At 31.2% G+C, this 22,354-nt stretch carries 21 protein-coding genes; 5 read left to right on the top strand and 16 right to left on the bottom strand.

From position 1 onward, the window contains the following. Nucleotides 1–4: 4 nt before the first annotated feature. Nucleotides 5–301: a HesB/YadR/YfhF family protein gene (locus tag JX000_RS06965; RefSeq protein WP_206140547.1), complete on the top strand. Its 297-nt coding sequence runs from the start codon at nucleotides 5–7 to the stop codon at nucleotides 299–301. A gap of 73 nt (nucleotides 302–374) precedes the next feature. Here the strand turns inward: JX000_RS06965 and menI are convergent, their stop codons facing one another. The 3 genes from menI to JX000_RS06980 form a co-directional block, all read right to left on the bottom strand. Next, on the bottom strand, nucleotides 375–842 hold the full coding sequence (gene menI, locus JX000_RS06970; protein ID WP_002451313.1) for a 1,4-dihydroxy-2-naphthoyl-CoA hydrolase MenI: 468 nt from the start codon (nucleotides 840–842) through the stop codon (nucleotides 375–377). A 105-nt stretch (nucleotides 843–947) separates the two neighbouring features. Then, nucleotides 948–3,653, bottom strand: coding sequence for an aconitate hydratase AcnA (acnA, locus tag JX000_RS06975; protein ID WP_206140548.1), 2,706 nt, complete (start codon nucleotides 3,651–3,653; stop codon nucleotides 948–950). Between the two features lie 295 nt (nucleotides 3,654–3,948). Continuing rightward, entirely contained in the window at nucleotides 3,949–5,592 is a 1,644-nt protein-coding gene (locus tag JX000_RS06980; RefSeq protein ID WP_124228328.1) for a BCCT family transporter, read from the bottom strand. Nucleotides 5,593–5,804: 212 nt separating this feature from the next. Between JX000_RS06980 and mscL the strand changes: the two genes are divergently transcribed. Continuing rightward, nucleotides 5,805–6,161 carry a large conductance mechanosensitive channel protein MscL gene (gene mscL / locus JX000_RS06985; RefSeq protein ID WP_002451310.1) on the top strand — a complete coding sequence of 119 codons (357 nt, stop codon included), beginning with the start codon at nucleotides 5,805–5,807 and terminating at the stop codon, nucleotides 6,159–6,161. A gap of 75 nt (nucleotides 6,162–6,236) precedes the next feature. Here mscL and sbcC read toward each other — a convergent pair whose 3' ends face one another. The 8 genes from sbcC to sosA form a co-directional block, all read right to left on the bottom strand. Beyond that, nucleotides 6,237–9,266 carry an exonuclease subunit SbcC gene (sbcC, locus tag JX000_RS06990; RefSeq protein ID WP_206140549.1) on the bottom strand — a complete coding sequence of 1,010 codons (3,030 nt, stop codon included), beginning with the start codon at nucleotides 9,264–9,266 and terminating at the stop codon, nucleotides 6,237–6,239. A gap of 5 nt (nucleotides 9,267–9,271) precedes the next feature. After that, nucleotides 9,272–10,396: an exonuclease subunit SbcD gene (gene sbcD / locus JX000_RS06995; RefSeq protein ID WP_124228329.1), complete on the bottom strand. Its 1,125-nt coding sequence runs from the start codon at nucleotides 10,394–10,396 to the stop codon at nucleotides 9,272–9,274. Between the two features lie 106 nt (nucleotides 10,397–10,502). Further along, on the bottom strand, nucleotides 10,503–10,970 hold the full coding sequence (locus tag JX000_RS07000; protein WP_049425459.1) for a CcdC family protein: 468 nt from the start codon (nucleotides 10,968–10,970) through the stop codon (nucleotides 10,503–10,505). A gap of 203 nt (nucleotides 10,971–11,173) precedes the next feature. After that, entirely contained in the window at nucleotides 11,174–11,356 is a 183-nt protein-coding gene (locus JX000_RS07005; RefSeq protein WP_002451306.1) for a hypothetical protein, read from the bottom strand. 196 nt (nucleotides 11,357–11,552) lie between these two features. Next, nucleotides 11,553–11,795, bottom strand: a complete 243-nt coding sequence (locus JX000_RS07010) for a YneF family protein (protein ID WP_015365032.1) — start codon at nucleotides 11,793–11,795, stop codon at nucleotides 11,553–11,555. A 214-nt stretch (nucleotides 11,796–12,009) separates the two neighbouring features. Further along, nucleotides 12,010–13,998 carry a transketolase gene (gene tkt / locus JX000_RS07015; RefSeq protein ID WP_049423772.1) on the bottom strand — a complete coding sequence of 663 codons (1,989 nt, stop codon included), beginning with the start codon at nucleotides 13,996–13,998 and terminating at the stop codon, nucleotides 12,010–12,012. Between the two features lie 133 nt (nucleotides 13,999–14,131). Then, complete coding sequence (locus JX000_RS07020; RefSeq protein WP_002451303.1) at nucleotides 14,132–14,368, bottom strand: DUF896 domain-containing protein; 237 nt, start codon at nucleotides 14,366–14,368, stop codon at nucleotides 14,132–14,134. A gap of 180 nt (nucleotides 14,369–14,548) precedes the next feature. Further along, complete coding sequence (gene sosA, locus JX000_RS07025) at nucleotides 14,549–14,782, bottom strand: DNA damage-induced cell division inhibitor SosA (protein ID WP_002451302.1); 234 nt, start codon at nucleotides 14,780–14,782, stop codon at nucleotides 14,549–14,551. A 142-nt stretch (nucleotides 14,783–14,924) separates the two neighbouring features. Here sosA and lexA point away from each other — a divergent pair, with 142 nt between their 5' ends. Then, a complete protein-coding gene (lexA, locus tag JX000_RS07030) occupies nucleotides 14,925–15,548 on the top strand; it encodes a transcriptional repressor LexA (RefSeq protein WP_002451301.1) in 624 nt (207 codons plus the stop codon). 189 nt (nucleotides 15,549–15,737) lie between these two features. Here lexA and JX000_RS07035 read toward each other — a convergent pair whose 3' ends face one another. The 5 genes from JX000_RS07035 to JX000_RS07055 all read right to left on the bottom strand — a co-directional run bounded on the left by JX000_RS07035 (nucleotide 15,738) and on the right by JX000_RS07055 (nucleotide 20,117). Next, complete coding sequence (locus JX000_RS07035; RefSeq protein WP_206140550.1) at nucleotides 15,738–16,763, bottom strand: CAP domain-containing protein; 1,026 nt, start codon at nucleotides 16,761–16,763, stop codon at nucleotides 15,738–15,740. Between the two features lie 14 nt (nucleotides 16,764–16,777). Continuing rightward, entirely contained in the window at nucleotides 16,778–17,755 is a 978-nt protein-coding gene (gene guaC, locus JX000_RS07040; RefSeq protein WP_002451299.1) for a GMP reductase, read from the bottom strand. Nucleotides 17,756–17,913: 158 nt separating this feature from the next. Beyond that, entirely contained in the window at nucleotides 17,914–18,183 is a 270-nt protein-coding gene (rpsN, locus tag JX000_RS07045) for a 30S ribosomal protein S14 (RefSeq protein WP_206140551.1), read from the bottom strand. A gap of 188 nt (nucleotides 18,184–18,371) precedes the next feature. Continuing rightward, nucleotides 18,372–18,521, bottom strand: coding sequence for a 50S ribosomal protein L33 (gene rpmG / locus JX000_RS07050; protein WP_001831295.1), 150 nt, complete (start codon nucleotides 18,519–18,521; stop codon nucleotides 18,372–18,374). 78 nt (nucleotides 18,522–18,599) lie between these two features. After that, nucleotides 18,600–20,117, bottom strand: a complete 1,518-nt coding sequence (locus tag JX000_RS07055) for a catalase (protein ID WP_049423774.1) — start codon at nucleotides 20,115–20,117, stop codon at nucleotides 18,600–18,602. Between the two features lie 205 nt (nucleotides 20,118–20,322). Between JX000_RS07055 and JX000_RS07060 the strand changes: the two genes are divergently transcribed. Then, nucleotides 20,323–21,774, top strand: coding sequence for an amino acid permease (locus tag JX000_RS07060; protein ID WP_124224744.1), 1,452 nt, complete (start codon nucleotides 20,323–20,325; stop codon nucleotides 21,772–21,774). 201 nt (nucleotides 21,775–21,975) lie between these two features. Next, nucleotides 21,976–22,290, top strand: a complete 315-nt coding sequence (locus tag JX000_RS07065; RefSeq protein WP_002451295.1) for a hypothetical protein — start codon at nucleotides 21,976–21,978, stop codon at nucleotides 22,288–22,290. The last annotated feature ends 64 nt before the right edge of the window (nucleotides 22,291–22,354 follow it).

Raw genomic sequence — 22,354 nt, forward strand, 5'->3', positions numbered from 1 at the left:
TTAAATGAAAATTGAACTTACAGATCAAGCAGTTCAATGGTTTAAAGATGAATTTGACTTACCTGAAGATAATCAAGTATTACAATTCTTCGTACGTTATGGTGGCGAATTTCAATTAAAACAAGGATTCAGCCCAGCATTTAATGTTGAAAATAAATCTGATGTTGAGGTTGTTTACGAAGAGGATTATAACGGTTTAACGATTGTTATATCTGAAAAAGATTTATGGTACTTTGAAGATGATCATATTGTTGTAGATACAGTTGATCATGAAGATGAAATTTCATATACAAAGAAATAGAAATATTATATAGCCCTAGAATGCATTTATAAAGCACTCTAGGGCTATGTTTAATATGTCTTATTAGTTTAAATTATAAATGATCAATACCATTAGTGACTTCCTCGTTGATGCCTTCTTTATTTAAACCTTCAACTTTACTATATGTTTCATGCCAATCTGCAAAATAACGATCTAATCTAATCGGTCTAAATGTATCAGCTTTCATACAAATTAACTCAGTATAACCTGTAGTTGCAAGTTCGCCCTGTTCATTAAAAATTTCATATCTATATACAGAACGCAATCTAGAGTATTTTTCAACCCAAGTTTTAATGGTAACTTTTTCAGGATAAAAAATTGATTTTTTATATTTGATATTTAAGTCTGTAACTGGAGAAATGATCCCTTGCTTTTCCATATCAGCATAGCTAAATCCTAGTTTTCTAATGTAATCTGTACGAGCTACTTCAAACCATGTTGCATAATTACCATGATAAATCACGCCCATTTTATCTGTCTCTTGATATCTTGGTTCAATTTCAGTCAAACTATAAATCATTTAAGTCCAATCCTTCCTTAACTATTAACATTACATATATAGTTTAGCATAAAAAAACAGTGCTAACCTAAACGTTAGCACTGTCAAAAGTCACATTTTTTGTGATTATTGAGCTAATTTATTTCTTAATACCATTTGTAGTATACCGCCATGACGATAATAATCTAATTCTACTAATGAATCGAAACGAACCATTGCTTCAAAATCAACAACTTCTCCGTTTTCTTTCTTAACATGAACAGTTACTAAGTCATGAGGTTTAACTGTTTCATCGATATCTACAGAAATTTCTTCTTTACCTTCTAAACCTAGAGAATCAGCTGATTCACCTTGTTTAAATTGTAATGGTAATACACCCATCATTACTAAGTTTGAACGGTGGATACGTTCATAACTTTGTGCAATAACAGTTTTAACACCTAATAAGTTTGTACCTTTAGCAGCCCAGTCACGAGATGAACCCATACCGTAATCATTACCTGCTAAAACAGCTAAACCAGTACCATTTTCTTTATATTTCATAGCTGCATCATAGATAGGCATGATTTCTCCTGTAGGCCAGTATGTTGTAAATCCACCTTCAGTACCTGGCGCTAATTGGTTTTTAATACGGATATTAGCGAAAGTACCACGTACCATTACTTCATGGTTACCACGTCTTGAACCATAAGAGTTAAATTCTCTAATTGGAACATCATGGTCTAATAAATATTTACCTGCTGGTGTATCTTTACCGATAGCACCTGCTGGAGAAATGTGGTCAGTTGTAACTGAGTCCCCAAATTTACCCATAATACGTAAATCTTTTAATGGTTCAATAGTTCCTGGTTCTTTAGATAAACCTTGGAAGAATGATGGATTTTGAATATAAGTTGAATTTGGATCGAAATCATATAATGGTGCGTCAGTAACGTCGATTTCATTCCACATTTCATTATTTTCGTATACATTTGCATATTCTTCTAAGAATAATTCTGGTGTTACGACACTATCAACTGTATCTGCAACTTCTTTGATACTTGGCCAGATATCTTTAAGGTATACATCTTCACCATCTTTACCTTTACCAATAGGTTCATTGTGTAAATCGATATCAACTGTTCCAGCTAATGCATAAGCTACAACTAATTGTGGTGAAGCTAAGTAGTTAGCTTTAACTAATGGATGAATACGACCTTCAAAGTTACGGTTACCAGAAAGTACAGAAGTTACTAATAAATCTTCGTCAGCTACTGCTTTTTCAATTTCAGGTAATAATGGACCTGAGTTACCGATACAAGTTGTACAACCATAACCAACTAAGTTGAAACCTAAGTCATCAAGATATTCTTGTAAACCTGAATCTCTTAAATATCCAGTAACAACTTTTGAACCTGGTGCTAATGAAGTTTTTACATAATCAGGTACTTTCAAGCCTTTTTCAATTGCTTTTTTAGCAACTAGACCTGCACCTAACATAACGTAAGGGTTAGATGTATTTGTACATGATGTAATCGCTGCTATTGCAACATCACCAGTTTTCATAGTTGAAGTTCTACCGTCATTGAATTTGATTTCAGCTTTCTTATCAAATTCACTTTCATCTAAACCGTGACCTTGGTTACCAGCTGGAGCTGTAACTGATTTTTCGAATTCAGTTTTCATGTCACTTAAGAAGATTAAATCTTGTGGACGTTTTGGTCCTGATAAAGAAGCTTGAACTGTAGATAAATCTAAATCAATCACTTCAGTATATTCAGGATCTTCATTTTCAACTTGGAAGAACATATTATTTTGTTGTAAATATTCTTTTACAAGTGCAATGTGATCATCTTTACGACCAGTTAATTTCATGTATTTAAGTGATTCTTCATCAACTGGGAAGAAACCACAAGTTGCACCATATTCAGGCGCCATGTTTGCAATTGTAGCACGGTCAGCTAATGGTAAGTTTGTTACACCTGGACCGAAGAATTCAACGAATTTACCAACTACGCCACGTTTACGTAACTCTTCAGTTACACGTAACGCTAAGTCAGTTGCTGTTGAACCTTGTGGTAATTCATTGCTTAATCTTACTCCAATAACTTCTGGAATTGGGAAGTATGAAGGTTGTCCTAACATACCTGCTTCGGCTTCAATACCGCCGACACCCCAACCTAATACACCAATACCGTTAATCATTGTTGTATGAGAGTCAGTACCAACTAATGTATCCGGGAACGCAGTTTGTTCGCCATCAACATCACGAACATGTACAACATTCGCTAAGTACTCTAAATTTACTTGGTGAACAATACCAGTTGCTGGTGGTACAGCATTATAATTATCGAATGCTTTAGTTGCCCAGTTTAAGAATTGGTAACGTTCATAGTTACGTTCAAATTCTAATTTCATATTACGTTGTAATGCATCTGGATTAGCATAGCTATCAACTTGTACTGAGTGGTCAATAACTAAGTCTACTGGTACTTCAGGGTTGATTTTATTAATATCCCCACCAACATCATTCATTGCTTTACGTAAAGACGCTAAGTCAACTACAGCTGGTACACCAGTGAAGTCTTGTAAAATTACACGAGATGGTTTGAAAGGTACTTCACCTTCGTTACCTTTTTTGCCAAATTCTGCTAATTGTTTAATGTGATCATCAGTAATTACAAAATCATCTTCCTGACGTAACACAGATTCTAGTAATACACGGATTGAATAAGGTAACTTTGAAATTTTAGTTAAACCTTGTTCTTCTAATGATTTTAAATCATAGTACGTGTATGATTGGCCATTTAAATCAAATTGTTTCTTTGCTGTTTCTTTAAAGTTAGAAGCCATTTGATATCCCCCTTGAATTTCTATATATTTATATGCCTTAGTTAAATTGTATTATTATATGTTTTCGAACACAACTGTATAGGTATATAAAGGAGTCATTTTTCATTTCGCATTTTTAATCAGGTTATATAAGTAAAACTTATTATGACGCATTTGTACTATAAGTTATTATTATTAATTGAGAATGGTTATCAATCGCAAGTAATTATTATTTTATATGTTTGAAACATAAAAATAGCTATCAACAAAATTGTTGATAGCTATAAATCCACCTTTAAGTAGATAATTCATTCCATTATTCTTCTTTTTCACGATTACGTCTAGATTCACGTTTTTCTAAAATATCAGATTCGTAATCCTCTTGTTGATATTTAACATATTCTTCTAATCTGTGTTTATTAGGAGTTAATGTTAATCCTAAGAATTTACGTTCCTTATTAGCATCTTTGTAGAAACTGATCATCATTAATATGACGACAAAGGAGAATGGGAACGCACTAATAATGGCGGCACTCTGAATTGCGTTGAGTGCTTTTGTTCCATCTCCGCCACCAGCTAATAATAATACAAAGGCAATAAGTGCTTGAGCAATACCCCAAGTTACTTTAACCATACTACTTGGATTTAATGAACCAAATGTTGTTTGCATACCTAATACGAATGTTGCTGAGTCAGCTGAAGTAATAAAGAATGAAGCAATTAAAATAAGTGCAATAAATGATAATACAATACCTAATGGTACGTGGTTGAATACACCAAATAATTGTGTTTCTGGAGTCATTTTGAATAAATCTGGATGTTTCTTACCAGTTTCGATACCAAGAACACCGAATACACTGAACCAGATGAAACTAACAATCGCTGGTACTAATAGTACACTAGAAATAAATTCTCTGATTGAGCGTCCTTTTGAAACTCTGGCAATAAACACACCAACGAATGGACTCCAACTTAACCACCAGCCCCAGTAGTAAAGTGTCCACGTAGACATCCATTCACGTTTTTGTCCATTTAACGCTGCAGTATCAAAACTATTAAATAAGAATGTATTTAATAAGCTACCTGTTGAACTAGTCATCATGTTTAAGATTAAAACAGTCGGTCCAATAATTAATGTAATGATCATTAATAAAGCACCTAATCCGATGTTAAGATTACTTAAATATTGGATACCTTTACTTAAACCTGACCAAGCACTTGCAATAAATAAGATTGTAACTATTACAATAATAATAGCTTGAACCCAAGTTGTATTCGGTACGCCAAATAAGTAATTTAAACCACCGTTGATTTGTAATGCACCCATACCAAGTGATACGGCTACACCAACTAATGTAGCAAATACTGAAAGTACGTCGATGAATGTTCCAATAGGTCCTTCAACTTTATCACCTAAAATTGGACGTAAAGTTCTAGATAATAATCCAGGCTCTCCTTTACGGAATTGTGCATAAGCAAGTGCCAATGCTACAACACCATAAACAGCCCATGCATGGAAGCCCCAATGGAAGAACGTTGAACGTAATGCTTCTGTGTAAGCTTCTGTCGTTTTCGGATCAGCATCAGGTGGTGAAGCAAAATGAGACATTGGCTCAGCTGCACCATAAAAGACTAAACCGATACCCATACCGGCACTGAATAACATCGCAAACCAAGAAATAGTATTAAATTCCGGTTTGTCATTTGGTTTACCTAATTTAAGTTTCCCAATTGGACTGAAGATAAGGAAAATACAGAAGAATACTATAATCGTAGTTAGAATTAAGTAATACCAACCTAGTTTATCTGTTATCCACATTTTGACTTCATTCGTTACTGTGTCAAATTGTGTTGGGAAAATAGCACCAATTAATACAACAATTGCTGCGATAATTGCACTATAGATAAACACCGGAGAAATCTTCTTACCGTTCTTTTCTTTAGAAGAAGAAGAATTCATAATTAATTACTCCCTTCATATCTATTATAAAATTTCAAACTAGTAAAATTAAAATATTCTTTTTTTATCTTAAAACATTTAATTTTACTAAAGCACTACTATAGGATAACAAACGTCCTATTTAGAATCAAATTTGATTAAATTTCCTATTTGCTAAATTAATTATATGTTGTATAATGGCTCTTAAATATTGTTTAGAAAGGACTATTTAAATGCTAAAAGAATTTAAAGACTTTGCGTTAAAAGGCAACGTGTTAGATTTAGCTGTAGCCGTTGTTATGGGAGCAGCTTTCAATAAAATTATCTCTGCATTAGTCGAATACATCATTATGCCATTAATTGGGAAAATTTTCGGTTCAGTTAATTTTGCAGAAGATTGGGCTTTTTGGGGAATTAAATATGGTTTATTCATTCAATCAATAATTGATTTCATAATCATTGCTTTTGCATTATTTATCTTTGTAAAAATTGCAAATACTTTAATGAAGAATGAAGAACCAGAAGAGGAATTAGAACAAAATACTGTTCTTTTAACTGAAATTAGAGATTTATTAAGAGAAAAACATTAGTAATAATTTTAAATCGATTTATCAACTTTTTAATTGTAAGTTGATAAATCGATTTTTTTATAGAGAAATTTTACTTTAGTTCCATTTAAATTTTGTCATACTTTGATATTGATTTGATGTAACCTCTAAAATGAGTGGTATTCTTTGTTTTAGTTCACTAACATGGGAAATGATACCTACCATTCTTCCCGTTGATTTGAGGTTCACTAATGTATCTAGTGCGGTTTCAAGTGTTTCTTGATCTAATGTACCAAAACCTTCATCAATAAACATTGATTGAAGAGAGATACCGCCTGATTCTTGTTGAACAATTTCACTTAAACCTAATGCTAGCGCTAGAGATGCTTGGAATGTCTCTCCACCTGATAAAGAACTGATATGTCTTGCTTTATTAGAATAAAAATCGAAAACATCAATTTCCAGACCACTAAACCCTTGAGATAAAGCTTCCCTTCTTTGCAATTGATATCTTTGACCACTCATAGTAGCAAGACGTAAATTAGCTTGTGCTATAATTTTTTCTAAATAATAGATCAGAACATAATTTTCCAATGTTAATTTTTGACTGTTTCTACCAGACAGAATTTCTGCAAGATTAAATATATCTTGTTGCTCTTTCAACTCTTTATTTAAATACTCGATATTAGATACGATTTCATCCACTTTTTGTTGATTTAATTTCAGTTGATATTCTAATGTGGCTATTTCATGATTCAAATGTTCAAGTTCAACTTTAAGTTGTGAAAGTGCTTTTTGAATTTCTTCTATATTATCTAATTTTTTCCCTGCAACTAACTCTTTAAGTCTGTTCATTTCCAATTCATACTTATGGATTTGTTTATCATATTCTTTAATTTCATTCTCAATTTCTTCTTTTTCATTAACAATTTTAACTATATCCTGAACCTGCTCAATAGAATCTATATTTAAACGATTCATTTCAGCTTCTATCGCTTGTTGTGTTTGTTTAATATCTTCTTGGATTTCATTCTTAGTTTGCTTATGATGCTGCAAGTTATTTTCTTCAATACTTAATTTTTGAGCAATTTCATTTCTATTTTGTTGATGCTTTTCAAGTGATTTTAAATAATGATCAACATTACTTTTTAGCTTTTTAAAATATGATTCAAATTCATCTATTTCAGTATGTTTAGTTGTTGATTCAAAATCATTGATTCGTATCTCACATTGTTCAATTTTTGATTCAGCATTCTTAACTTCATTTCTAATTTCAAACGTTTCTTGACGTTTTCGTTCTACTTTCTTATTCGTTTTTAAGATAAATTCATTTTCTTTTTGTTGTTTTTCTTTTTCTTCTTTCTTTCTACTGATTTTAGAATACAGATTTTCAATATCCGGTATGGAATTTTGATCAATATAAATATTATTTATTTGCTCCGTTAAATGATTTAAAGAACTTTCCAATTTTGCTTTATCAATATTCATTTTATTAAGATCTTCTTGTAATGATTGAATTAAATTTTGCTTTTTATTAATACTATCAAAATCAATATGTTGTCCTAATGAAGTAATTTCATTCCCGCAAATTGGACATGTGTCGCCAAGTGACACGACTTGTTGAAGTTGTTCTACTAAAGTTTCTTTGTTATTTAAATTAATTTCTGTCTTATCTATTTCATATAGCTTATTAGATAAGTCATCTATTTCAATACACTTTTGATTATAAGACGCTTTAGTGTCATTCAACTTAGAATTTAATTCTTCTTTCATTTGCATATCATTTTTTAACTTTTCAGCTTGTTCTATTTCCTTTTCAATATTGAAAATATCTTGACTCAATTGTTCAACATGACTGTAGTTGATTTCTTTTGATTTAATAGCTTCATTTAAATCTAATAATTCACGTTCTACTAATTCGCTTTTTTCATTTAAATTTACTAGTTGAGAGGATAAACGTTCTTTTTCTTTATAACTATTTAAATACTGAGACAAATTGTTATAGAAAGTATTAGTCTTTTCTAAATAGTCTTTTTCTTTGTTTATAGACTCCTCTTGTTCAGATAGTTGATTTAATCCAAATTGATTTTCTTCTTTTTCTTTTAATAAATTATTAATTGAATGCACAGCAATTTCTATAGATTTTTCTGCTTGCTTTAACTTTTTATTGGCCGCTTCATTTCTATCGAGTAGTTGCGATAATGGTTTAATTTCATTAATCTTATTCAGTTTCGCTCGATGTTGATTAATAAAACTTTCATTTTGCTTAAGTTGCTTTAATTCATTTTCATTTTTCTTTAACTCATTTAAATTGAATTCTAACTCTTTATTATCATTGAGTTTTTGTTCTACTTTTTCTATTTCATTTTCATGACTTTTCTTTTGTTCATATTTTTTTCGCCCTATTTTTTCACCAAATTCATTAAATCTATGTAATACTTCATTGATTTTATCTGTTTGATGTACATTGATACTTTTTAATTCTTCTAGATCATTATTTTCAAAAGTATGGATGTCATTCCATAATCGTTCAATATTTTTATATCTTTCTTCAATTTGGATTTTTTCATTTTTAACATTTTCATTTAATCGTTTTTCTATTTCTTCAAATCGTTCACTATTAAAGAGTGTTCTTAATATCCCTTGCTTTTCTTTACTATTAGATAATAAGAATTTTTTAAATTCGCCTTGTGGCAAAATAAATAATTGTCTAAACTGTTCAGCATTAACACCAATTAAGTCGATGATAAATTGGTTACCCGCATTCACCATACTTTCCCTTAAATCAAATTCATTTTCTATATACTCGAAAACATTTAATTTCGCGGGAGTTTTGGTGGTATTTCCTTCTTTGACAAAAGGCCCCGTACGAACTATCTTAAATAGTTTATCATTAAGTTCAAATTCGAACGTCACTTGCATTGCTGAATTACCATCTGCAAAATGACTTCTTAAATCATTCTCCTTTCTATTTTTAGTTGAAGCTTCGCCATATAAAGCATATACGATAGCATCAAATATCATTGTTTTACCGGAACCAGTCTTACCACTAATTAAGAACAATTGATTTTGATCTATATTTCTAAAATCTATTGTTTCATTTAAGAAAGGACCAAAATTGTTCAGCTTTAACATCATTGGTTTCAAAGTAATTAATCTTCCTTTCTTATCAAATCATTAATAATTTGATTCATTTTCTTTTCTTGAACATCAGACAATTGCTCTTTGGTGATTGTTTTATAAAAATTATTAATAATTGATAGATCATCTTCTTTTTTTATTTCAATGTGTTGAATTGCTTCATGGTGCTCAAACGTTTCGTTTGTTAATGCTAATGTATTGGGATAGATTTGTTTCAAGTTAATAATAGGATCTGAAATATGAGCCATATTTCTTAATTTGAAATGGATATAATTATTCTTATTTGATACGTTTACCTTTTCTTGTATAACGTCTTGATAATCACCTGTGACTATTTCTAATTTTCTCAATGGTTCTATTGGAACAAAATAATCTTGAATATCATTTTTTTGATTAAACTTGACTACTCGATAACCTTTAGGTTGCCTTACTTCTGAAAAAGAATATTGAAGTAATGATCCACTGTATTTAATAGTGTCTTCATTAATGCTAAATGGATGATGTAAGTGTCCTAACATGACAAAATCAAAAATATTAAATGATTTTCTTTCTACTGTTTCGACAGTACCTATAGTTAATGGTCTTTCTGAATCGGATGTCTTACCACCTTGTACAGTTAAATGGCCAATCAATACATTAATGTCTTGAGGTTGAAGTGTTTCTGACATACTAGTTATACATTTATCCAATGCTTGTTGATGTGTTTGAATTGAGTCATCTTTAAAATAGTGTTGTACTTCAGCAACAGTTGCAAAAGGTAATGTATAAAAATTGATACCATTAATACGAATGGGCTGTGTCATATTTTCTAATTTAGTTCTAATATATAAATTACTATGTTCGAACCAACTCGCACCATAATTCAAACGCTCTTTTCCATCATGATTTCCACTAATTAAAATAATTGGAATTTTTAAATCAATATTTAACTTGGAAATCGTCTCTTCGAATAATTTAATCGTATCTTTACCTGGATATGTAGTATCGTATAAGTCTCCAGCAATAACGATTATGTCTGGTTTTTCTTCTTTCATTTGATTTATAAATTGATCTAATACATACCTTTGATCTTCAAGTAATTGTTTACCATTTAAAATGCGACCTAGATGCCAATCTGCTGTATGGATTACCTTCATTTTTTACCTCCAAATAGAACGTTTGTTCGTATTAATCATAATACTTTTCCTCACATATTTCAAGCAAAAAACCACTCATCTCAGTAGATAAGTGGCTCTTATATATTTAATGAACAATAGATTTTTTTACTTTTTTGTACTTGTAATACATCGCTAATCTCCATGGTACTATCATACAAAAAGCTAATAAGAAAAACATACCAGCAATCTCTCCTGGATCAATCTCATTGCTAATGAATATTTTTATAACAGTACGTATAACTAATAGTGATATCAAGATAATTGGAAATGCTTTTGAACGTTTCATATAAATCTCGCTACCTTTTACTTCGAAACGTGATGTCCATATTAAGACTGTTGAAAATAAAACACCTAAGACAAAAGATTCTAGTATCTCAATCCCTGTTAATCTAAAATACGGTATTACATACATTAAAGCACCCGTTGCCATGAAAAATGGTGGTAAAATAATTTTCTTTTCATTGACTGGAAATTTTTGTGCTTTCATACGAATCACAATAACAACTGCACCCATCAAGAATGCAACTACAATTGAAAATATTAAATATGCCACTGTTACACCTTCTCATATATTCTAAACTGCAATACTCTTTTTTAATCACGTGTTAGTATATCATTAATCATGTATATTTTCATAGCTTTTAATTTAAGAAATGCTTCCCACAAAATTAAACAATTTAAACTTTATTTAACTTTTGAATTCTCATAAAGCACTTAACTTTTATTGTAGTATAAGAATAAAACAGTATGCATATGTCATTTATCATAAATGACATATCCTAACCACCAGAAAAAGAATAATAATATAACCGTGATAATAAATGTTAACAATAATCGTAAAACCACATGCACTTTAAGTTGATTGCCAATGAATGACCCTATTAATACCGATAAGAATGATGCAATACCTATAATGATACTATCTGGTTCTAAATTCAAATTAACACTCACCTCAAAAATTAATAATTAATTATAGATTCTTAACGATAGACTTAATAATTCCAATAATCCTCACCTTAATATAAAAACATTTTAATTTTAACTTAACATTTAAGAATTATATTTAAAAGAATGATCATATCAAAAAAAGGATTAAGACAGCATTTTATAACTGTCTTAATCCTTTTTATCTTTTTTATTTCTTTTGACCTTTCATACCTTGGTCCATATTTTTGTTCATCATAGTCATCATTTGATTGATTTTCTTTTGAGAAGGTTTTTGACCCATTTGCATCATCATCATACGTAGCATTTCTTCATTAATAGGTGGGTTTTTTTTCAAATAATCCATCATATATTTTCTAGCTAAGAAGAAACCACCAACTAAACCTGCGATTAATGCTATTACAATTAAGATAATTGCTAACCACGTTGCCATTGTTTCACCCACTTTCTTTATCCTAATGAATTTTACTAGATTCAAATATTTATTTCAAGACAAATTTAAGACTTAAAATAATGCACATCAAAAATCATAACAAATTTTCTAATTTTATTAAACGTACTTTATAAATTATTTTAATATTAAAAAACGAAGCCTGGGACATAATAAATGTCTCAGGCTACAAATATATATTTAAATCGTCATTGAATTAAAATTCACGAATTTGATTTAAAACATTTTCTTTTGTAAATCCATATTTTTCAACAACTAAGTCGCCAGGAGCACTTGCACCAAATCCATCGATACCAATGACTTTACCTTGAGTACCGACATATTTATGCCAACCTAATGTTGATGCCATTTCAATAGCTACACGTTTAGTAATATTTGAAGGAATCACAGATTCTTTGTAGTCTTCTGATTGTTGTTCGAATGCGAACCAGTTTGGCATAGAAACAACTCGAACACCTTTACCTTGTGCGTCTAAATCTTTAGCTGCTTCAACCGCTAAGCTTACTTCAGAACCAGTTGCTAATAATAAATATTCAGGTGTTTCTTTAGATTCATAAACGACATATGCACCTTTACGCACACCTTCTTCTACTGTTTCTTCTGAAACATCTAAAGTTGGTAAATTTTGACGTGTAAGTACTAATGATGTAGGCGTGCTTTCAGATTCTAAAGCAACTTCCCAAGCAACTCTTGTTTCATTACCATCTGCTGGACGAATAACATTCATGTTAGGAATTGCACGTAATCCAGCTAATTGTTCAATTGGTTCATGAGTAGGACCATCTTCACCTACTGCAATAGAATCATGAGTAAATACAAATGTTGAATTTAATCCCATTATTGCTGATAAACGTAATGCAGGTTTTAAGTAGTCACTGAAAACGAAGAATGTTGCCCCGTATGGATGTAATCCACCGTGAGCTGCCATACCGTTAACAGCTGCACCCATACCAAATTCACGAACACCAAACCAAATGTTTTTGCCATCACGATTATCTTTATCATAATCTTTAGCATCTTTAACATTTGACTTATTTGAACCAGCTAAGTCTGCAGATCCACCAAAGAATGATGGCACATGTTTACTTAATGCTTGAATAACTTCACCTGAGTCAGCACGAGATGCTGCATTATGATCTGCATCAAATTTAGGTAATTCTTTTTCATAATTTTGTGGTAATTTACCACTAATCGCTAATTTGAACTCTTCAGCTAGTTCTGGATAAGCTTTACTATATTCTTCAACTTTATTTTTCCAATTTTCTTCATGCTCATTAGCACGTTTTAACATTGTAGAATTGAAGATATCGTAAACTTCTTGTGGTACATTAAATCGTTTTTCAGGATCTAAACCATATGCTTCTAATGTTAATTTACGTTCATCTTCACCTAATGGAGCACCATGTACGCCGTTAGTACCTGATTTATTTGGAGAACCAAAACCTATTACTGTTTTTACTTCAATAATAGTTGGTCCTTGTTGAGATTTAGCTTTATTAATTGCATTATCAATTTCTTCTAAGTCATTTCCATCTTTAACTAAGATGTAATTCCATCCATATGATTCAAAACGTGATTGCGTTTTTTCAGAAAAGGCTTTATCTAAATCACCATCTAATGAAATATCATTTGAATCATATAAAACGATTAACTTATCTAATTGGTTATGGCCGGCAAAAGAAGCTGCCTCATGTGAAATACCTTCCATTAAGTCGCCATCTGAAGCAAGTACATAAGTATAATGATCTACTACATTATAATTTTCTTTGTTAAATTTACCTGCTAAATGACTTTCCGCTAAAGCCATACCTACTGACATTGCAAAACCTTGGCCTAGTGGACCTGTTGTTACTTCTACGCCATCAGTATGTTTAAATTCTGGATGTCCTGGAGTTTTAGAATCCCATTGTCTAAATTGTTTAAGTTCATCCATTTCTAAGCTACCAGATACATGTAATAAGCTATATAATAATGCCGAACCATGTCCTGCTGATAATACAAATCTATCTCTGTTAAAATAATCTTTAGATTGGGGATTAAAATTTAGGTGTCTTGTCCATAGTGTGTATGCCATTGGTGCTGCACCCATTGGTAAACCAGGGTGTCCTGAATTGGCTTTCTCTATTGTATCGATACTTAAAGCACGAATCGTATCGATTGCTAATTGATCTTCTTTATTAAACATTATATTTTCTTCCCTTCTTCAAATAATACCTCAAATTAATTATAACTTATTTTAATATAAATTCATAAAGAAAAATCTGAAAAATCCCTCAGTTTTTCTATTAAAATAAATCTAAAATGATAAAATTTCACGCTTATTTTTCTTTCTTATTCTGTTGAATTTTCTTTAATTTTTCAGGAGTAACGTCATTACCTTCTGGATCTATCACTTTAGTATTTTCTAATTGCTTTTTGAATCCCTCTCTAAATGAATCAAGATATTTTTTTCTTAACTTAGATTGCTCTTTTGCTTCCTCGTTAGTTAAACCTTGCTCTTTCTTCTTTTTAGCTAATTCATTAATTCTATCAATATTCAAATCATTTTTAGACATTCAACTTCCTACTTTCATCTCAATTATTGTTCAATTATATATATCATATTTTTCTAACCTTATATCATATATTTTTATATTCTTATAATAATATAGCGTTGATAAACCTTCCATAAAATATAACAAAAAAAATGAGCATAACCAAATCGTTACGCTCACTTTCTCTTTATTTAATCTATCTTAGTGGGCTAATGCGAACATAGACCCAGATTTATGTTCGCTGTTCCCATCATTATTAGGTACTTGATGTTCATTTTGGTTAGCATTCTGATGAATTTCATGATCTGTCATTTCGTACGTTTGTTCTGAATGTGCACTTTGATTAACACTTAAGAAGAATACTAAAAAGATAAGGCAAGATACTAAAAATACTGCTATATATGTTAAAAATGTCTTTGTTTGTTTTGTTAACATGAATTTCACTCCTAGAACGTTTGTTTGTATTTATAATTTAACAGAACAGATGTTCCATGTCAACACTTTAACGAACAAACGTTTGTTATTTGATTATAGAGATGCTATAATAAACTTAAATAAAACTAGGGAGTGCCTATATATGAGAGAATTAACGAAAAGACAAAGCGAAATATATGATTACATTAAGCAGATTGTTCAATCAAAAGGGTATCCGCCAAGTGTTCGCGAAATTGGTGAAGCAGTAGGATTGGCCTCAAGTTCAACCGTTCATGGTCATTTATCAAGATTAGAAGAAAAAGGCTATATTAAACGCGATCCTACTAAACCTAGAGCAATTGAAATTGTTAGCGAACAATTAAACGATAATATTAGTATGGAAGAAACGATTCATGTTCCTGTAATAGGTAAAGTAACAGCCGGTATTCCAATTACTGCAGTCGAGAATATTGAAGAATACTTTCCATTACCTGAACACTTAACTTCCACACATAATAGCGATATCTTTATTTTAAATGTTGTTGGAGACAGTATGATTGAAGCAGGTATTCTTGATGGCGATAAAGTCATCGTTCGTAGTCAAACAATCGCAGAAAATGGCGATATCATTGTTGCGATGACTGAAGATGATGAAGCAACAGTTAAAAGATTTTATAAAGAAAAGAACCGATACAGATTACAACCAGAAAATAGTACAATGGATCCAATTTACTTAGATAATGTTATAGTAGTTGGAAAAGTAATCGGTTTATATAGAGAAATGTAATCATAACTTATCCTCATAACCCCCTATAAAAAAAAGGATTAGGCCATTAGCCTAATCCTTTTTATTTTGATTCTTATTCAAAACTTCTTTTACTTTTTCTAAGATATCAGGTTGTTGTTTTGATTTAGTTGACATTCTATCTACTTCCTTACAACTAATTAGTACCCCAACATATATTGTTTTAAACGATTAACCAGTATAATTTTCTGTCCAATATGGTTGTCGTTGATCATTAAAATCGACGCCTACACCTAAAGTTGAAAAGCTATCATTTAGTATGTTTTTTCTGTGCCCTAATGAATTCATTAATCCTTCGTGAGCATATATACTATTTTGTTGTCCATAGGCTAGATTTTCTCCAGCTGCATTAAAATCATGATGATCTGCTTTCAATCGGTCAAATGGCGATTTTCCATTTAAATCAGTATGATCAAAATAACTATTTTCTACCATATCTTGGCTATGCTTTCTAGCAGTGTCAGAAATGGATTTAGAATAACTTAATGTTGATAATTGTCTTTGCTTTCTTTCTGCATTAACGATATCAAAATCCTGTAATTCAAAACTTTTTTCTAAAGATTTAGAAGGTGCACCATATTGCTCTTGAAGCCTATTTTCCATTTCGTCACTTACTTGATATAACGCAGTGACACCATTCTTTTCATGTTTATCATAGAAAACTGTAGTATAAATATGCTTTTTGTGAAATACATCATATTCATCATTTTTAATTTCGAATCGCTTATTCCCTTTTTTTATCTCATCAAGAGGTTTACCTAAACGATCTTTCACCTTGTTTTTAGGTGTCGCATATTTTATTTTAGACTGAGAAGAAATTAAGTTTTGATTAGTATACATACCGTTTACTCTATCTTTAATATAACTAATCATGACAAATTGGTTATAATCATCATCGTAATACGTATACCAGTTGGTACCATATTCATTAGAAGTGATGCGCTTTTCTTTACCTAATTTATCTTCTACTTCTTTTTTTGACATATTCATTTGAACATTATTAATAGCAAACTCTTGTTTATTTGGAACATCCAAACTTATATCTTCTTCATTAGAATCTCCAAATGCCCAATGATCTATCTGTTGCCTAACTTCTATTTGAAGTTTTTCAAGTGGCTTTAACTCATTCAGTGGCAGAAAAATCACTAAACATAAACATGCGACAAAAAATACGAGAAACTTTTTAATTGTAGTCACCTACCATAAGATACTTAGTCTCTATCTCCGTTAAAGATTGAATTTCTAACAATCACATAATCTACTGTGCGAAGTGATTTTAAATCTTTTCCACCCGCATAAGAAATAGAGCTTTGTAAATCTTGTTGCATTTCTTTTAAAGTATCTTTCAATGATCCCTTATGTTCTACAAACATCTTTTTGCCTTCAACGTTTTTATGTTCGCCCTTTTGGAATTCGGAAGCACTACCAAAATATTCTTTATAGCGTTTACCTTCGAGTTCAACTGTTTCTCCCGGTGATTCTTCGTGTGCTGCAAACAATGAACCAATCATAACCATTGAAGCCCCGAAACGGATTGATTTAGCAATATCACCGTGAGTTCGTATACCACCATCAGCAATCAATGGCTTTCGAGCTGCTTTACTACATAAATTAAGTGCAGCTAATTGCCAACCACCTGTACCAAATCCTGTCTTAATTTTAGTTATACAAACTCGACCAGGTCCGATACCTACCTTCGTTGCATCAGCACCGGCATTTTCCAATTCTCTAACGCCTTCTGGTGTTCCTACATTACCTGCAATAACAAATGAATTAGGTAAATATGATTTAATATGCTTAATCATATTAATGACAGAATCAGAATGTCCATGTGCAATATCGATTGTAATATATTCAGGTGTTATTTCTTCATTTGCGAGTTGTTCAATAAATTCAAACTCGGTTTTTTTTACACCAACTGAAATAGATGCAAATAAATGATTACTTTGCATTTTTTTGATAAACGGAATTCTAGCTGCTTCATTAAATCGATGCATGATATAAAAATAGTCATTTTCTGCAAACCATTGTGCTAAATCTTCATTCATAACCGTTTGCATGTTAGCTGGTACAACTGGAAGTTTAAATGAACGTGGACCAAATTGAATTGATGTATCACATTCAGATCTACTTTCAACAATACATTTGTTTGGTATTAGTTGTATGTCTTCATAATCAAATATTTTCATATTAATCTAAAAGCCCCTTTATAAAAACAATATATTTTGGGATAAATAGCTAAAATCCGAATAATCAAAACAAAATCAGTTGCTTTATTCAGAAAAATATTATCCTTACTTACTTTACATTGTTTTATTGTTCTTGTAAATGGACTTTAGTACGAGTTTTACCAACTTGATTTTTTCACACCTGGTATTTGTCCTTTATGAGCATGTTCTCTAAATGCGATACGTGACATTTCAAATTTTCTCAATACACCTCTTGGACGTCCAGTCACTTTACATATACGCGTTAAACGTGTAGGTGATGAATCACGTGGTAATTTTCTTAAAGCTTCATAATCACCTTTAGCTTTAAGTTCTTTTCGTAATTCAAAATATTTATCTACTAATTCTTGTCTTTTTTGTTCTTTTGCGATTTTTGATTTCTTAGCCATTCTTATTACCTCTCTTTTTACTAATCGTAATTATTACGTTTTATATAATAACACGTATTTTGATTTTTGCAACCTTGAAATTTCCTTAGCTAAGTAAATTGTTGACTTTCTTTATTAAAAAAAGACCTTTTTCGATTAAGAAAAAGATCTTTTCGCATTTCAAATTGTCGTATTTGAAAGATAAGTGATTATTTAGTTTCACGATGTAACGTATATTTGTTTAATCTTGGGCAATATTTTTTCATTTCAATACGCTCAGGATTATTTCTTTTATTTTTAGTAGTGATATAGTTACGATCGCCACATTCTGTGCATGCTAATGTGATATTTACGCGCACGTTCAACACCCTTTCTAGTTAGGAATACTTACGATTTAAAATTCTATCATATAAATCTTCAGTGCGCAATCTTAACTTTTAATTTTTAAAATTCTCATAAGTTTCGTCTTGCTCACCTTCTAAATCGATTGAATTAATATCAATACCTAATGCTTTAGCAACACCTTTACCATAATCTGGATCTGCTTTATAACAATGACGAATATGACGTCGTTTAACATCCTCAGTCACACCATCCATCGCATTTGCTGTATTAGTAAAGAGTCTCTCTTTGGCTTCATCTGATTGTAATCTAAATAACTTACCTGGTTGTTCAAAGTAGTTATCATCATCTTGACGTTGGTTATATTCATAACCATCACCATCAGCTGGGAATGGTGGCTTTTTAAATTCTGGTTGAGAATCATACACACCTTGATTATTTGGATAATAATGAGGTCCGCCACCTTGGTTATCATCTAATATACGCATTTGTCCATCACGACTAAATGGACATAAATTTTCAATACCTACACCTTTAGGTTGGTTAACTGGTATTTGCCAATGGTTAACTCCTAATCTATAACGTTGAGCATCACCATAAGAGAATAAACGACCTTGTAACATTTTGTCTGGTGAATAGTCTAGACCTGGAACGATGTTTGTAGGTGCAAAAGCAGCTTGTTCAACATCTTGGAAGTAGTTATTAGGATTGCGGTTTAATTCAAATTCTCCAACTTCAATTAATGGATAATCACCATGGTACCAAACTTTTGTTAAATCAAATGGGTTATCTTTATGATTTCTTGCTTGTTCTTCTGTCATTACTTGAATATACATTTTCCATTTAGGATAATCGCCATTTTCAATCGCATTATATAAATCACGTTGTGATGAATCACGATCCGTAGCAATCACGTTAGCCGCTTCTTCATCTGTTAAATTTTCAATGCCTTGTTGTGTTCTAAAATGATATTTAACCCATACGCGTTCACCTTTATCATTGTACATAGAATATGTGTGTGAACCGAATCCATGCATATGTCGTAAATCTTTTGGAATACCTCTATCAGACATTAAAATTGTCACTTGATGTAATGCTTCTGGCAATCCTGTCCAGAAATCCCAGTTATTTTGTGCACTTCTCATATTTGTTCTTGGGTCTCTTTTAACTGCTCTATTTAAACTTACGAATAATTTAGGGTCTCTAAAGAAGAATACAGGCGTATTATTACCAACTAAATCCCAGTTTCCGTCTTCAGTATAGAATTTCAAAGCAAATCCACGAATGTCTCTCTCAGCATCTGCTGCACCTCTTTCACCAGATACAGTAGAAAATCTTGCGAACATTTCAGTTTGTTTACCTACTTCGGAAAACATTTTAGCACTTGTATATTGTGTAATATCGTTAGTGACTGTAAATGTTCCAAATGCACCAGAACCTTTAGCATGCATACGTCTTTCAGGAATCACTTCACGATCAAAATGTGACATTTGCTCTAAGAAGTAAATATCCTGCATTAAAAGTGGACCTCTTGGACCTGCTGTCATACTATTTTCTCTATCAGACACGGGTGCGCCGAATAAACCTGTTAACTTGCCGTCTTGTTTAGACATTAAATTCCCCTCCACTTAAATTAGAATTATTATAATATAGTATCCATTATAAAGTATCCCCTAAATGAATGATACTTAAACGCCTTTTCTTAGATAATTATCAGAAAATTTGAATATTTTGCTTTAAAGTGCTAAATTACTATTGAATAGTAAGTATAAAAGAATTAAAATGATGGATATATTTAAAATAGATGGGAGACAGTATATGGAAGATAATAATATGAAGAGAGGTTTAACCTCCAGACACATAACCATGATTGCTATAGGTGGTGCAATCGGAACTGGTTTGTTTGTGGCCACAGGTAGTGTCATTTCCGAAGCTGGACCTGGCGGCGCTATTCTTGCTTACCTGTTAATTGGTATCATGCTTTATTTTTTAATGGCGTCTATTGGTGAATTAGCTACTTTCTATCCAGTATCTGGTTCATTTAGTTCTTACTCTACACGATTTGTTGATCCGTCATTAGGTTTTACCATGGGCTGGTTATATTGGGGAATGTGGACCCTTGTAACAAGTGTAGACGTTATTGTTGCAGCAAATGTGTTAAAGTTTTGGGATGCTTTTAATTTCTTTAGTCCCTTAGCTTGGAGCTTGATATTTATTACGTTACTTTTACTACTAAATATCTTCTCAGTAAAAGCATTTGGTGAAACAGAGTTTTGGTTATCACTAATTAAAGTAGTCACAATTATTGTATTTATAGTTTTTGGTATTTTGATGATTTTTGGTATTTTAGGTGGACATTCTTATGGATTTGAAAATTATACTAAAGGAGAAGCACCTTTTGTAGGTGGTATCTCAGGTATCTTAAGTGTTTTATTAGTTGCTGGCTTTTCTGTAGGTGGTACAGAAGTTGTTGCAGTCACAGCTGGAGAATCAAGTGATCCAAGTAAATCAATGCCTAGAGCGATTAAACAAGTATTTTGGAGAATTTTATTATTCTATGTATTATCTATAGCAGTTATCGCTGCAATAATCCCATATACTGATCCATTACTATTAAATGAAAGTCAATCTGTTACTCAAAGTCCATTTACAATCGTATTTGACCGTATAGGTATTGCTTTTGCTGCTTCAGTCATTAATGCAGTTATTTTAACTTCATTATTATCAGCTGCAAACTCAGGTATTTATACAACAAGCAGAATGCTTTATTCACTAAGTGTTGATAAACAAGCACCACAATTTTTCAACAAATTAAATAAAGCTACTAAATTACCGATTAGATCTATTCTAATAACTTATTTATTAGTAGTAGCTGTAGTAATATATGCTAATTTTAATTCTAATGCTGTATTTAATTTATTAAACATTATTGGTTCGATGGTCATCATTGTTTGGGGCTCTAGTATTTGGGCACAAATAAGAGTGCGTCGTGCTATTAAAAAACAAGGTAAAGATGCTAATGAATTATTACCATATAAAGCACCGTTTTATCCATTCGGTCCTATAGTTGTAATTGCTACATTATTATTCTTATTATTTGGTAGTTCTTTCGGAAGCATTGCTTCTGGTGATTGGATTAGTGTGATTAGAAACTTTGCACCTATTCTAATCCTAGCAATTATCTTCTTTGTTCATAAAATGATTAAGAAAACGAAGTTTGTCAAACTTGAAGAAATGGATTTAAGTTCTCATATTTTCAAAAATAATTAAAAGTCATTAAAATGATTAATATTCATTACACCTTTCAATTGATTTGTTTAACTAATTTTAATTGAAAGGTGTATTTTATTTTGTCAAAATGAACGCGCAACAATTAATAAATTACTATTGTTTTATAATTAAAGTTTATTTTCTGCAAACAAAATATCATGTATAATAAAGTTAAGAAAAATGGCTTATGAGGTGGTTTCAATGATTGGTCAAACAAATTTGTTCGATGATGTGATTAAAAGTGACGAACGTTTTGTTATTGTCGTGCAATCTTTAGAAGAAAAAAATGGTCAACTCGTTAAGAATACATTGCGAGAATATCCAAGTTTGAATCACGACCAAATGAACAACTTATTTACACATCTTAAAGAAGTATTTTTAGAAGAAAAGTTTCAAGAAAACCAATCAGCATTTACTATAACTGTTTATACAAACCTTGATTATGCTGCGGATCAAGTTTATGCACATGTTAAGCGCTATAAAGGCAAAAATGATTGGACACACACAGCAAAATAATCTAAAAAAAGACTTAGGTAACTTGTCCTTGGTATACATCGATAACATGTTAGTAAATATGTTA

It is taken from the genome of Staphylococcus sp. SB1-57 (genome assembly GCF_017086425.1).
GTDB classification, from domain to species: domain Bacteria; phylum Bacillota; class Bacilli; order Staphylococcales; family Staphylococcaceae; genus Staphylococcus; species Staphylococcus warneri_A.

What these genes read in the sequence shown, in the direction of transcription:
- JX000_RS06965 (WP_206140547.1), top strand. Translation starts at nt 5, where the DNA reads ATGAAAATTGAACTTACAGATCAAGCAGTTCAATGGTTTAAAGATGAA.
- menI (WP_002451313.1), bottom strand. Translation starts at nt 842, where the DNA reads ATGATTTATAGTTTGACTGAAATTGAACCAAGATATCAAGAGACAGAT.
- acnA (WP_206140548.1), bottom strand. Translation starts at nt 3,653, where the DNA reads ATGGCTTCTAACTTTAAAGAAACAGCAAAGAAACAATTTGATTTAAAT.
- JX000_RS06980 (WP_124228328.1), bottom strand. Translation starts at nt 5,592, where the DNA reads ATGAATTCTTCTTCTTCTAAAGAAAAGAACGGTAAGAAGATTTCTCCG.
- mscL (WP_002451310.1), top strand. Translation starts at nt 5,805, where the DNA reads ATGCTAAAAGAATTTAAAGACTTTGCGTTAAAAGGCAACGTGTTAGAT.
- sbcD (WP_124228329.1), bottom strand. Translation starts at nt 10,396, where the DNA reads ATGAAGGTAATCCATACAGCAGATTGGCATCTAGGTCGCATTTTAAAT.
- JX000_RS07010 (WP_015365032.1), bottom strand. Translation starts at nt 11,795, where the DNA reads ATGGCAACGTGGTTAGCAATTATCTTAATTGTAATAGCATTAATCGCA.
- tkt (WP_049423772.1), bottom strand. Translation starts at nt 13,998, where the DNA reads ATGTTTAATAAAGAAGATCAATTAGCAATCGATACGATTCGTGCTTTA.
- JX000_RS07020 (WP_002451303.1), bottom strand. Translation starts at nt 14,368, where the DNA reads ATGTCTAAAAATGATTTGAATATTGATAGAATTAATGAATTAGCTAAA.
- sosA (WP_002451302.1), bottom strand. Translation starts at nt 14,782, where the DNA reads ATGTTAACAAAACAAACAAAGACATTTTTAACATATATAGCAGTATTT.
- lexA (WP_002451301.1), top strand. Translation starts at nt 14,925, where the DNA reads ATGAGAGAATTAACGAAAAGACAAAGCGAAATATATGATTACATTAAG.
- guaC (WP_002451299.1), bottom strand. Translation starts at nt 17,755, where the DNA reads ATGAAAATATTTGATTATGAAGACATACAACTAATACCAAACAAATGT.
- rpsN (WP_206140551.1), bottom strand. Translation starts at nt 18,183, where the DNA reads ATGGCTAAGAAATCAAAAATCGCAAAAGAACAAAAAAGACAAGAATTA.
- JX000_RS07055 (WP_049423774.1), bottom strand. Translation starts at nt 20,117, where the DNA reads ATGTCTAAACAAGACGGCAAGTTAACAGGTTTATTCGGCGCACCCGTG.
- JX000_RS07060 (WP_124224744.1), top strand. Translation starts at nt 20,323, where the DNA reads ATGGAAGATAATAATATGAAGAGAGGTTTAACCTCCAGACACATAACC.
- JX000_RS07065 (WP_002451295.1), top strand. Translation starts at nt 21,976, where the DNA reads ATGATTGGTCAAACAAATTTGTTCGATGATGTGATTAAAAGTGACGAA.